Source organism: Leifsonia sp. fls2-241-R2A-40a (assembly GCF_030209575.1).
Classification (GTDB): Bacteria; Actinomycetota; Actinomycetes; order Actinomycetales; family Microbacteriaceae; genus Leifsonia.
On sequence record NZ_JARVRS010000001.1, the window covers coordinates 2,441,479 to 2,453,521 of the forward strand.

At 72.3% G+C, this 12,043-nt stretch carries 13 protein-coding genes; 3 read left to right on the forward strand and 10 right to left on the reverse strand.

The window, feature by feature from the left end:
- The first annotated feature begins 53 nt into the window (after positions 1–53).
- A complete protein-coding gene (locus tag QRN40_RS12140; RefSeq protein ID WP_285115904.1) occupies positions 54–1,391 on the forward strand; it encodes a maltokinase N-terminal cap-like domain-containing protein in 1,338 nt (445 codons plus the stop codon).
- A gap of 12 nt (positions 1,392–1,403) precedes the next feature.
- Here QRN40_RS12140 and QRN40_RS12145 read toward each other — a convergent pair whose 3' ends face one another.
- The 6 genes from QRN40_RS12145 to paaA are packed head-to-tail and all read right to left on the reverse strand — an operon-like array spanning position 1,404 to position 5,864.
- A complete protein-coding gene (locus tag QRN40_RS12145; RefSeq protein WP_285115906.1) occupies positions 1,404–2,174 on the reverse strand; it encodes an enoyl-CoA hydratase/isomerase family protein in 771 nt (256 codons plus the stop codon).
- Between the two features lie 14 nt (positions 2,175–2,188).
- Positions 2,189–3,277, reverse strand: coding sequence for a 1,2-phenylacetyl-CoA epoxidase subunit PaaE (gene paaE, locus QRN40_RS12150; protein ID WP_285115907.1), 1,089 nt, complete (start codon positions 3,275–3,277; stop codon positions 2,189–2,191).
- 10 nt (positions 3,278–3,287) lie between these two features.
- Positions 3,288–3,770: a 1,2-phenylacetyl-CoA epoxidase subunit PaaD gene (gene paaD, locus QRN40_RS12155; RefSeq protein ID WP_285115908.1), complete on the reverse strand. Its 483-nt coding sequence runs from the start codon at positions 3,768–3,770 to the stop codon at positions 3,288–3,290.
- Positions 3,764–4,588 (reverse strand): 1,2-phenylacetyl-CoA epoxidase subunit PaaC, encoded by an 825-nt coding sequence (paaC, locus tag QRN40_RS12160; protein WP_502878916.1) that lies wholly within the window; start codon positions 4,586–4,588, stop codon positions 3,764–3,766. Before paaC ends, paaD begins: the two co-directional genes overlap by 7 nt.
- The gene (gene paaB, locus QRN40_RS12165; protein ID WP_285115909.1) at positions 4,585–4,872 is read right to left on the reverse strand and encodes a 1,2-phenylacetyl-CoA epoxidase subunit PaaB; all 288 of its coding nucleotides are present in this window, start codon (positions 4,870–4,872) and stop codon (positions 4,585–4,587) included. The genes paaC and paaB overlap by 4 nt, the downstream gene beginning before the upstream one ends.
- Positions 4,869–5,864, reverse strand: coding sequence for a 1,2-phenylacetyl-CoA epoxidase subunit PaaA (gene paaA, locus QRN40_RS12170; RefSeq protein ID WP_285115910.1), 996 nt, complete (start codon positions 5,862–5,864; stop codon positions 4,869–4,871). Before paaA ends, paaB begins: the two co-directional genes overlap by 4 nt.
- Positions 5,865–5,949: 85 nt before the next feature.
- Between paaA and QRN40_RS12175 the strand changes: the two genes are divergently transcribed.
- Positions 5,950–6,558 (forward strand): TetR/AcrR family transcriptional regulator, encoded by a 609-nt coding sequence (locus tag QRN40_RS12175; protein WP_285115911.1) that lies wholly within the window; start codon positions 5,950–5,952, stop codon positions 6,556–6,558.
- Between the two features lie 112 nt (positions 6,559–6,670).
- Here QRN40_RS12175 and paaZ read toward each other — a convergent pair whose 3' ends face one another.
- On the reverse strand, positions 6,671–8,719 hold the full coding sequence (gene paaZ / locus QRN40_RS12180) for a phenylacetic acid degradation bifunctional protein PaaZ (RefSeq protein ID WP_285115912.1): 2,049 nt from the start codon (positions 8,717–8,719) through the stop codon (positions 6,671–6,673).
- A 48-nt stretch (positions 8,720–8,767) separates the two neighbouring features.
- On the opposite strand from paaZ, the gene QRN40_RS12185 reads away from it, so the two are divergent.
- Positions 8,768–9,169: a PaaI family thioesterase gene (locus QRN40_RS12185; protein ID WP_285115913.1), complete on the forward strand. Its 402-nt coding sequence runs from the start codon at positions 8,768–8,770 to the stop codon at positions 9,167–9,169.
- Here the strand turns inward: QRN40_RS12185 and QRN40_RS12190 are convergent.
- From QRN40_RS12190 to QRN40_RS12200, 3 genes are read right to left on the reverse strand one after another with little or no spacing between them, the layout of a single operon-like run.
- Complete coding sequence (locus QRN40_RS12190; protein ID WP_285115914.1) at positions 9,144–10,058, reverse strand: 3-hydroxyacyl-CoA dehydrogenase family protein; 915 nt, start codon at positions 10,056–10,058, stop codon at positions 9,144–9,146. The genes QRN40_RS12185 and QRN40_RS12190 overlap by 26 nt on opposite strands.
- A complete protein-coding gene (locus QRN40_RS12195) occupies positions 10,055–10,798 on the reverse strand; it encodes an enoyl-CoA hydratase/isomerase family protein (protein WP_285115915.1) in 744 nt (247 codons plus the stop codon). Before QRN40_RS12195 ends, QRN40_RS12190 begins: the two co-directional genes overlap by 4 nt.
- Entirely contained in the window at positions 10,795–11,979 is a 1,185-nt protein-coding gene (locus QRN40_RS12200) for a thiolase family protein (RefSeq protein ID WP_285115917.1), read from the reverse strand. The genes QRN40_RS12195 and QRN40_RS12200 overlap by 4 nt, the downstream gene beginning before the upstream one ends.
- Positions 11,980–12,043: the final 64 nt, after the last annotated feature.

The window sequence follows — 12,043 nt, forward strand, 5'->3', positions numbered from 1 at the left end:
CTGGATTCGCTGGACACCGCCCCCAAATCGCTGCGCGGGCGTACGGTTCAGGCATGACCGAACTCACGGAGCTGGTAGGGACGTGGATGCGGCGCCAGCGGTGGTACTCGACCAAGAATGTCGAGCCCCGCCTGCGGCTGCTCGCCTCGTTCGAGACCGAACCGGCGGACGGCGACGTCCGCATCCTCACCCACTTCTTCTGCGACGACGCGCCCCGCACCCCGCGGATCTACCAGGTGCCCGTGGTCGCCCGGGCCGACCGCGACGGCGACGAAGCCGCACTGATCGGCGAGGCCGGCGGCCGTTACCTCTACGACGGCTGCACCGAGGAGGCCTACGTCGCCGCACTCGTGCAGCTCATGACCGGTGAGGATCGAGCCGAGGGTCGGGATGCGCACGCCCAGGGCCACTCCCTCGGTGAGCGGCTGGTCGTGCGCTCGTCGCGGCGGCTGACCGGCGAGCAGTCGAACACGTCCATCGTGGGCGAGCTGGAGGACGGCCGGCCGGCGCTGATCAAGGTCTTCCGCGTGGTGCAGGACGGCGAGAACCCGGACGTGTCCACCCTCGCGGCGCTCACGGCGGGCGGCTCGCGCCGGACGCCCGCGCTGCTCGGCTGGCTGACCGGCCGATGGCCGACGGCGGATGGCGGAACGGCCTCCGGCGAACTCGCCCTGATGCAGGACTTCCTGCCCGGTTCGGAGGACGGCTGGGAGCTGGCCGTCAGCGCGGCGGAGCGGAGCGAGGACTTCACCGAGCGGGCGTACCTGCTCGGCGCGGGCACCGCCGAGCTCCACCGGTCGATGGCGCAGGTGCTGCCGACCACGCTCGCTTCGAAAGAGGATGTCGCCCTCGCGCTGGACGGGATGTTCCGCCGGCTCACCGTCACGACCACAGAGGTGCCGGAGGTCGACGAGTTGCGGGCCGGCATCGCCGCGGTCTACGAGGAGGCGGCTGCCGCGCCCCTCCCGGTGCTGCAGCGCATCCACGGCGACCTGCACCTCGGGCAGGTGCTGTACTCGCCGGAGCGCGGGTGGCAGTTCATCGACTTCGAGGGCGAGCCGCTGCGGCCGCTCGCCGAACGCGCCCTGCCGGATGCGACGATGCGGGACGTCGCGGGCATGCTGCGGTCGTTCGACTACGTAGCCGGTTCGTTGGCGCGCAGGGAGCCGCCCGTGGACGCCACGGCGTGGGCGAGCGACGCTCGCGGGGCGTACCTCGGGGGGTACGCGTCGGTCGCCGGGTCGGAGGTCGAGGACTTCCGCCTGCTGCTCGACGCGTTCGAGCTGGACAAGGCCGTGTACGAGATCGCGTACGAGGCACGCCACCGGCCGGCGTGGATCCCGATCCCCCTCGCCGCGGTGCAGCGGCTGCTCGCGACCCGGGTGGGGTGAGGCGGGCTCTGCTCAGCGCCCGGTGAAGCCCGGCTTCCGCTTCTCCTGGAAGGCGCGGAAGCCCTCCCGGTAGTCGGCGGTGTCGCGCAGCACCGCCTGCGCGGCGTTCTCCGCGGCCACGGACGACCACAGGTCGAGCGAGCCGTCGCGGAGGCCTGCCACGATCCGCTTGCTCGCGAGGAACGCCTGCGTCGCGCCGGTCGCAGCAGCCGCCGCTGCTGCATCCACCGCATCCCGCAACTCGGACGCGGGGAGCGCGCGCGAGAACAGGCCACCGGCCACCGCTTCCGAGCCGGACAGCAGCCGGCCCGAGTAGATGAGATCGAGCGCGCGGTGCGGGCCGAGGCGCGAGACGAGCAGCCAGTGGCCTCCCGAATCGAGGGCGGCGCCGAGCGCGGCGAACGGGGAGCCGATCTTCGCGTCGTCGGCGACGTACACGACGTCGGTGGCGACGAGCAGGCCGAGGCCGACGCCGAGGGAGGCGCCCTGCGCCGCGGCGAAGGTGGGTGCCGGGAAGGCGGCGATGCGGCCCAGCAGCGGCGTGACCAGGCCGTCCAGGTAACCGCTGACGTCATCCGTCGCCGGGTCGACTCCGGCGATGTCGCGGCCGGCGCAGAAGGCGCGGCCCTCGCCGCGCAGCACCAGGGCGCGCACCCCGGCCGCCTCGGCGTCGGCGTAGGCGGCGGTCAGGTCGCGCAGGTCCTCAGGGCCGAGGGCGTTGAGGCGTTCGGGGGCGTTCAGCGTCACGCGGGCGATGCCGTCGGCGATGTCCAGGTCGATCACGGGGCCTCCGCGGGTCAGACGTCGTAGTCGACCACGACGCGGTCGGTCAGGGGATGGGACTGGCAGGTCAGCACGTAGCCGCGCTCCAGCTCCTCGGGCTCAAGCGCGTAGTTCTCGGTCATCCGCACGTCGCCCGACACGAGGCGCGCGCGGCAGGTGCCGCAGACGCCGCCGGTGCAGGCGAAGGGGACGTCCGGGCGCACGCGGAGCGCCGCGTTCAGGACCGACTCGTTCGCATCCACCGGAGTCGTCACCGTCGACGACAGTCCGTCCAGCGTGAAGTCGATCTGCGCCGTGCGCTCGCCCTTGTGTACGACGACCGGCCGGCCGATGTCGCCGCGCGGCTCGGTGGGCTCGCCGGTCGTGAACAGCTCGAAGTGGATGCGGCTGCGCTCCACTCCGAACTCCTCCAGCACGTCGCGGCACAGCTGGACCAGCTCGAACGGCCCGCACAGGAACCACTCGTCGACCGAATCCGGCGGGATGAGCGTGTCCAGCATCCTGCGCAGCCGGTCCTCGTCGATGCGGCCCGACAGCAACGGCGCAGACCGCTGCTCGCGGGACAGGACATGGTGGAGGGCCAGGCGCGCCGGGTAGCGGTCCTTCAGATCCGCGAGCTCCTCCAGGAACATGACGTCGATGGCCGTGCGGTTCGTGTAGACGAGCGTGAACCGGGAGGACGGCGAACCGGCGAGGATGCCGCCCGCGAGCGCCATCAGCGGGGTGATTCCGGAGCCTGCGGCTATGCCGACGATATGGCGGCCGGCGGTCCGCTCCGCGGGCAGGGTGAAGGTGCCCTGCGGGCTCATCACGTCGATCCGGTCGCCGGCGCGCAACTCGCTGGTGGCCCACGTCGAGAAGGCGCCGCCGAGATCGCGCTTGATCGCGATGCTGATGCGGCCCGGCACCGGGGGACGGCACAGCGAGTAGCTGCGGCGCAGCTCCTTCCCGGCGACATGGGCGCGCAGCGCGACGTGTTGACCGGGCAGGTAGTCGTAGTCGCCGTGCAGCTCCTCCGGGACCGCGAACGTCACCTCGACGCTCGCCGAAGTGAGCGGCCGCACCTCGGCGACCGCGAGCGAATGGAAACGCGCCCGCGCCATCAGTCGCCCCTCACAGCGCTTTGAAGTGGTCGAACGGCTCGTGGCACGCGTTGCAGACGAACAGCGCCTTGCACGACGTCGAGCCGAAATGGGCGACCTCCCGGGTGTCGAGGGAGTCGCAGTGCGGGCACTTCACCGACATGCGCAGGCGCACCGTGCCGGTGGACGACGGCGGCGCGATGCCGTAGTCGCGCAGCGCCGAACGGCCGGCCGCGCTGATCCAGTCGGTGGTCCACGCGGGCGACAGCGAGAGGCGCACCCGGACGTCGTCGAACCCCGCCGAGGTCAAGGCCCGGACGACGTCCTCGCGGATCGCATCCATCGCGGGGCAGCCGGAGTACGTCGGCGTGATGACGACCTCGACGCCGTCGTCGGTCACCTTGACCTCGCGCAGCACCCCGAGATCGTCGATGCTCAGGACGGGCACCTCGGGGTCGACGACGGACGCGGCGGCCGACCAGGCGCGCACGGCGTCCGCGTGATGCGTCACCATGATGCCCCCGGATGCTGACGCGCCAGCACCTGCAGCTCGGCGAGTAGCGGTGCGAGGTACTCGGAATGCCGTCCGCGTCGGCCCCCGCCGGCGGCGTGGAACGCCTGCGGCTGCTCCAGTTCCGCCTCCGCGAGCACGGGCGCGATACCGGCCTCGAACGGCTCCCGCAACGACGACGGACGGACGGCGACGCCGTCCAGCCCGTCGAGCAGGGGCTCGTCGGCGAACAGTTCGTCCACGTACGGCCAGACGTCCTCCATCGCCCGCACGGTGCGGCGGCGCGACTCGTCGGTGCCGAGCGCGAGGCGCAGCATCCACTGGTCGGCGTGGTCGCGGTGATAGTCGACCTCTTTGACCGCCTTGGCGGCGACGCCCGCGAGCACGGGATCGGTGGAGGCGCGCAGCCGCTCGTACAGCGCGAACAGGTAGTGCGCGGCCGCGAACTGCCGCACGATGGTATGCGCGAAGTCGCCGTTCGGCTGCTCGAACAGGTGCGCGGAGCGGAAGTCGCCCTCGTCGCGCCAGTACGCCAGGTCGTCCTCGGTGCGTCCGGTCGCCGATCCGGCGTAGCGGAGCAGGGAACGCGCGTGGCCGAGCAGGTCGAGAGCCATGTTGGCGAGCGCGACATCCTCCTCCAGCTCCGGGGCGCGGGTGATCCATCCACCGAGGCGCTGCGCCAGGACGAGGGAGTCGTCGCCGAGCCACAGGGCGTACTCGGCGATCTCGGGCGAGGCGGGCGCGTCTCCGGAGACGAACTCCTCGGAGAGGACGACGGCGCTCAGCTCGACGTGACCGTGGTCGACATCCGGGTCGGTCACAGGTGCTTCACCCCCTCGGCGGCGGTGTAGTAGGTGGCATGCCGGAAGTTCTTGCCCTCCGGGGAGGTGAACCAGGCGTCCTTGGCGTCCGGGTCGCTCGTCGTGATCTGGTCGGAGCGGACGACCCAGATCGAGACGCCCTCGCCCCGGCGCGTGTACAGGTCGCGGGCGTTGCGGACGGCCAGCTGCTCGTCGGGCGCGTGCAGCGAACCGACGTGGACGTGGCTCAGCCCGCGGGAGGCACGCACGAACACCTCCCACAGGGGCCACTGCTCGGCGGTCATGCGACGGCTCCTGCGGTGTCGCGGACCGTTGCGGCGCGCGAGGCCTGCTTCTCCGCGTACGCTGCGGCGGCATCCCGGACCCATCGGCCCTCCTCGTGCGCCTCGCGGCGGCGCTGCAGCCGCTGCGCGTTGCACGGGCCACGGCCGGCGATGACCTCCTGCAGCTCGCTCCAGTCGATCGGGCCGAGGTCGTAGGCCTGCCGCTCCTCGTTCCAGCGCAGCTCGGGGTCGGGCAGGGTGACCCCCAGTGCCTCGGCCTGCGGGACCAGCATCGCGACGAAACGCTGACGCAGTTCGTCGTTGGAGAACCGCTTGATGTGCCACGCCATAGAGCGGGCGGAGTTCGGGGAGTCGGCGTCCGGCGGCCCGAACATCATCAGCGACGGCCAGTACCAGCGGTCCACCGCATCCTGCGCCATCTTCTGCTGCTCGGGCGTGCCGCGCATGAGGGAGAGCAGGATCTCGAAGCCCTGCCGCTGGTGGAACGACTCCTCTTTGCAGATGCGGACCATCGCGCGGCCGTAGGGAGCGTAGGAGCAGCGGCACAGCGGCACCTGGTTGCAGATGGCGGCCCCGTCGACGAGCCAGCCGATGGCGCCGATGTCGGCCCAGCTGAGCGTCGGGTAGTTGAAGATCGACGAGTACTTCGCACGGCCGGAGATCAACTGCTCGGTCAACTCGTCGCGCGTGATGCCGAGGGTCTCGGTGGCGGAGTAGAGGTACAGGCCGTGCCCGGCCTCGTCCTGGACCTTGGCCATGAGGATGGCCTTGCGCTTGAGGCTGGGCGCGCGGGAGATCCAGTTGGCCTCGGGCTGCATCCCGATGATCTCCGAGTGCGCATGCTGCGACATCTGCCGGATCAGGGTGCGCCGGTAGTCGTCGGGCATCCAGTCGCGCGGCTCGACGCGGGAGTCGGCGGCGATGAGCTCGTCGAAGCGCGCCTGACCGGCGGCATCCGGGTCGAGGTCGGTGTCGGCGTGGGTGGTGGTCATCTTCGACCCTCCAGTCGCGGATCAATACTTACTGATCGTTCGGTCAGTATATCCGCATGAAAGGGCTGCGTGCCAGACTGAGCGGGTGACCGAGACGCTGCCCTCCGACGCCGGGACTCCGGAAGCGCTTCGCCGCGGTCGCCCCGGATACGACCAGCGCGGGATCCTCGAGGTCGCGGTCGCCGCGTTCAACGAGCACGGCTACGACGCCACCTCGATCGGGATGCTCGCCGACCGGCTCGGACTGTCGAAGTCGGCGATCTACCACCACGTCGCCTCCAAGGACGAACTGCTCGGGCTGGCGCTCGACGAGGCGCTCGGTGGGCTGGAGGGTCTGCTGCGGGCGCCGGAGGCCACCAGCGGACCGGCCGGCGACCGGCTCGCGTTCGTGCTGCGCGGGGCCGTCCGGGTGCTGGCCGACCGACTGCCGTACGTGACCCTGCTGCTGCGGGTGCGGGGCAACACCGACGTGGAGCGCGCCGCCCTCGAACGCCGCCGCGCCTTCGACCACGCCGTCGCGGCGCTCGTCGCCGAGGCCCGGGAGGAGGGATCGCTGCGGGCGGATGCCGACCCCGCCGTCGTCGCGCGCCTCCTGTTCGGCATGATCAACTCGCTCACCGAGTGGTACGACCCCGCCGGGCCGCTGAGTCCTGACGACCTCGCGGACACGATCCTCGCCCTCGCCCTCCGCTGACCGCCGGCTGCTGGAGCGCCACGAGGTGCGCCGATTCGTGACGAATGCGCGGGATTCGTGACGAATGCCGCGCATTCGTGACGAATCCCGCACGTGGCGAAGGCCGAGAGGGCTACTTGGAGACGAGGGTGAGCACGTCGTAGGTGGCGACGAGCTCGTCGCGCTGGTTCAGGATGCGCGCGTCCCACCGGACCTCGCCGTACGGGTCCGTCTCGCGCGGCGTGATCTGCTTCGCGGTGAGCGCGACGCGGATGCTGTCGCCCGGGACGACGGGGGTGAGGAACCGCAGGTCCTCCAGCCCGTAGTTGGCGAGCACGGGACCGGGCGCCGGGTCGACGAACAGGCCCGCGGCCCACGAGACGAGCAGGTACCCGTGCGCCACCCGGCCGGGGAAGAACGGGTTCGCGGCCGCCGCCTCCTCGTCCATGTGCGCGTAGAACGTGTCGCCGGTGAAGGTCGCGAACGTCTCGATGTCGTCGAGGGTCACCCGCCGCGAGCCGGACTGCACCTGGTCGCCGATCCGCAGCGTCTCGAGCGACTTGCGGAAGGGATGCGGTGCCGCGGACGACGCGGCCGCACCGGGATGCCACACCCCGGTGATCGCGGTGAGCAGGTCGGGCGATCCCTGCAGCGCCGTCCGCTGCATGTGGTTCATCACCGCGCGGATGCCGCCCAGCTCTTCCCCGCCGCCGGCGCGTCCCGGGCCGCCGTGGACGAGGTGCGGCATGGGGGAGCCGTGGCCGGTGGAGGTGCGCGCGTCGTCGCGGTCGAGCACGAGGATGCGGCCGTTGTACGCCGCCGAGCCGAGCACGAAGCTGCGGGCGAAGTCCGGGTCGTGGGTCGCCACGCTCGTCACGAGCGATCCGCCGCCGCGGGCGACCAGCGCGACCGCCTCCTCGGCGGTGTCGTAGGCGAGCACGCTCGCGACCGGTCCGAACGCCTCGACCGTGTGCGCCTCCGGCGTCCACGCGTCGGCGAAGCGCAGCAGCATCGGTCCGACGAACGCGCCCTCGAGCGCGACCCCGGTCGTGCCGTCCGCATGCGTCACGGTCGGCTGGTCGAGTCCGCCGATGGCGAGCTCGCCGCCGGCCCCGACCAGGCGGGCCACCTGGCGCAGCACCTCCTCGCGCTGGGCGCGTGAGGCGAGCGGTCCCATGGTGACGCCCTCCGCCCGCGGGTCGCCGATGACGACCCGGGAGGAGATGCGCTCGCGCACGGCGCCGATCACGTCGTCGACGAGCGGGCCGGGCACGATCGCGCGGCGGATCGCCGTGCACTTCTGCCCGGACTTCGCGGTCATCTCGACGACGAGCCCCTTCACGTACGCGTCGAACTCGGGCGTACCGGTGACAGCGTCGGGACCGAGCACGGAGGCGTTGATCGAGTCGGTCTCGCTCGAGAAGCGCACCCCGCCGGTCTGCACCGAGTCGTGCGCCTTGAGCCGTTCGGCGGTGGATGCGGACCCGGTGAACGCGACCAGGTCGCCCAGCCGGAGGTTCTCGAACAGGTCGGGGACCGAGCCGCTCACCAACTGCAGCGTGCCGGCGGGCAGCAGCCCGGACTCGACCATGATCCGCACCGCCGCCTCGGCGACGAACGCCGTGGGGGTGGCCGGCTTCACCAGCGTCGGCATGCCCGCCAGGAACGACGGCGCGAACTTCTCGAGCATCCCCCAGACCGGGAAGTTGAACGCGTTGATCTGCACCGCGACGCCCGGCAGGCGCGTGTACACGTGCCGGCCGAGGAAGCTGCCGTCCTTCGACAGCTGCTCCGCCGGTCCGTCGAGCACGACCTGGGCGTTGGGCAGCTCGCGGCGCCCCTTCGACCCGTAGGTGAACATCGCGCCGATGCCGCCGTCGACGTCGATCCATGCGTCGGCGCGCGTCGCGCCCGAGGCGGCCGACAGTGCGTAGAGCTCGTCCTTCCGCTCGGTCAGCGCCTGCGCCAGCTGCTTCAGCAGCAGGGCGCGCTGGTGGAAGGTCAGCTCGCCGAGGGAGCGCTGCCCGACCGTGCGGGCGTGTTCGAGCGCTCCGGCGAGGTCGAGCCCGGCGGTGCTGACCCGGGTGAGCAGCTCGCCGGTGGAGGCGTCGAGCACGTCGGCCGCGCCGTCCTCGGTGTCCGGCGTCCACCATTCGTCGCGCAGATAGCTGGGCAGGATCATCGAAGGCCTCCGGAGGGGTGCGGGTGGGTGGATGCGTAAGCTGACGGCATGGCCGATGGCGACTGGACGATCGAACTGGGCGAGCTCGATGTGAAGATGGGCGTGCGCATCCTGGAGCAGTCCGCGGAACGCGTGGTGGCGACCATGCCGGTGGAGGGCAACCGCCAGTCGTTCGGGCTGCTGCACGGCGGCGCGTCGGTCGCCTTCGCCGAGGCGCTCGGCTCCTGGGCGGCCGTCATCCACGCCGGGCCCGGGCGGAGCGCGGTCGGCGTCGACATCAACGCGACGCACCACCGCGCGGCACGGTCGGGGCTCGTCACCGGCGTCGCGACCGCGATCCGGCTGGGTCGCACGATCACCTCGCACGAGGTCGTCGTGTCGGACGAGGACGGCAACCGGCTGTGCACGGCGCGCATCACCAACCTCATCGTGGACGCTCCCCGGCGGTAGGGATGGACGAGCCGTCGGCTCCCCAGAAGAAGAACCCCTGGCCGGTCTTCCGTCCGAGCATCCCCTCGGCGACCATCTGCCGCAGCAGCTCGGGCGGCTCGAACCGCGGCCCGAGTTCGCGCGCGAGGTATTCGGCGATATCGAGCCGGACATCCAGCCCCACCATGTCGGTGAGCCGCAGCGGGCCGACGGGATGCTTGTAGCCGAGCTCCATCGCCGTGTCGATGTCGTCCGGGGTGGCGACACCGTCCTCGACCATGCGGATGGCCTCCAGGCCCAGCAGCACCCCGAGACGCGAGGAGGCGAAGCCGGGGGAGTCGCGCACGGTGACGGTGGTCTTGCCGAGGGCGCGGATCCAGCGCTCGGCGGACTCCGCCGCCGTGGTCGCGGTCGCGGTGCCGAGCACGATCTCCACGAGGGCGGAGGCGGGCACCGGGTTGAAGAAGTGGAGCCCCAGGAAGGCCCCGGGCCGCTCGAGCCCGGCGGCGAGGGCGTCGATCGAGAGGGAGGACGTGTTGGTGGCGAGCACCGCATCCACCGGGAGCAGGTCTTCGGCGCGGCGCAACGCCTCGCGCTTGAAGTCGAGCACCTCGGGGACGGCCTCGATCGCCAGTCCTGCTCCGCTGAGCGCCTCCCACGTCACCGTCACGAGGAGGCGCGCCGGGTCGGGTGGGGTCGCCCCGCGCAGCACGCTGCCCTCCACGGCCGAGAGGATGCGGTCGCGCGCCTCCGACGCCGCCGACGCGTCGCGCTCGACCACCGCGACCTCGGCGCCGGCCATGAGGAAGGCGTGCGCGATTCCGGCGCCCATCCGTCCGCCGCCGATGACGGCGACGCGCGACGGCAGGGCGTCCTGCAGCTCAGCGCCTCCCGATCCGTCCGTGCTCATCGCGACCTCCGTTCCAGGAATTCGGTCATGCGCCGCTTCTTCTCCGGCGACTCGAACAGCTCCGCCTGGGCTTCGCGCTCGGCTGCGGGATGCTCGGCGATCGGCGCCCGCAGCACCCGCTTGGTCAGCCGCGTCGCGAGCGGGTCGTTCGCGGCGATCCGGTCGGCGAGGGCGTGCGCGGCGCCGAGCAGGTCCTCCGGCTCGTGCAGGGACGACACCAGACCCGCCGCGAGCGCCTCCTGCCCGTTCAGGATGCGCCCGGTCAGCACCAGCTCGGTCGCGAGCGGCAGCCCCACCAGCTGCGGAAGCCGCCACAGCGCGCCCGCGGCCGCGATGATCCCGAGCCCCGTCTCGGGGTTGCCGATCCGCAGCCGGGGCGTGCCGACGCGGAGGTCGGCCGCGTACGCGAGCTCGGCCCCGCCGCCGAGGGCGTAGCCGTCGAGCGCGGCGATGACCGGCATCGGCAGAGCCGCGATGCGGTCGAAGATCGTGTCGTTGATGCCGCGGTGCGCATCCGCCGCCGTCCGCTCCCGCAGCTCGGCGATGTCGGCGCCCGACGCGAAGACGCCGTGCGCCCCGGTGAGAAGCAGGATGCGCGGCTCGCTCTCCAGCGCCGCGCACACCCCGTGCAGCTCGTTCACCATGGCCTGGTCGATCGCGTTGCGGCGCTCGGGCCGGTCGAGCGTCACCACGACCCGGTCCGGGTGCTCCTCGATCCGGAGGCTGCGGTCGTCGGTCATACCGCCTCCACGATCAGCGAGGTGCCTTGGCCGACGCCCACGCACATGGTCGCGAGCCCGCGTCGCGCGCCCTCCCGCTCCATCCGTCCGAGCAGGGTGACCAGGATGCGCGACCCGCTCGACCCGAGGGCATGACCCAGCGCGATGGCTCCGCCGTCGGCGTTGACGCGGGCGGGGTCGAGCCCGAGTCGCCGGATGCACGCGATGGCCTGGCTGGCGAACGCTTCGTTGAGCTCGACCGCGTCGAGGTCCTCGACGCCGAGGCCGGCGCGGGCGAGCGCCTTCTGCGTCGCCGGCACCGGGCCGAGGCCCATCACCTCCGGGGCGACCCCCGCGCTCGCTGCGGCGACGATCCGCGCGCGCGGCTGCAGTCCGTACCGCTCCACCGCCTCCGCGCTGGCGACGACGATGGCCGAGGCTCCGTCGTTGAGCGGGGAGGCGTTGCCCGCGGTGACGACGCTGCCGCCGGCGACGACCGGCTTCAATCGGGCGAGAGCCTCCGGACCGGTGTCACGGCGGATCCCCTCGTCGGCACTGACCGGGCCGCTCGGTGTCTCGACGTCGATCAGCTCGGCGTCGAACCGTCCGCCGTCCGCCGCAGCCGCAGCTCGCCGGTGGCTCTCCAGTGCGAACGCGTCCGCCTCCTCCCGGCTGATCCCGTCGAGACGGGCGACCTCCTCCGCCGTTTCGGGCATCGTGTAGGTCGCCTTGTCGCGAGCGAGGAGACGGGGGTTGGTGAAGCGCCAGCCGATGGACGTGTCAAACTGGGGGCCGGGACGCGACCAGGGCTTGTCAGGCTTCGCCTGCACCCAGGGCGCCCGCGTCATCGACTCGACGCCGCCCGCAACGATCAGGTCCGCATCCCCTGCGCGGATCGCCTGCGCGGCCTGGATGACGGCGGTGAGGCCGGAGGCGCACAGCCGGTTCACCGTCATGGCCGGGACCTCGTCGGGCAGCCCGGCGAGCAGCACCGCCATGCGGGCGACGTTCCGGTTGTCCTCGCCGGCCTGGTTGGCGGCGCCCAGGATCACCTCGTCGAGCGCGTCCGGCGGCGCGGCGGCGCGGCGGACCGCCTCGGCGACGACGAGTGCGGCGAGGTCGTCCGCGCGGACGCCCGCCAGCGCGCCGCCGTAACGGCCGACGGGCGTGCGCACGCCGCCGACGAGGTAGGCCTCCGCCATCGCGCTCTCCCTCGAACCCGACGAAACACCGAATTACCGAACGATCGTTCAGTAGCTCCCATCG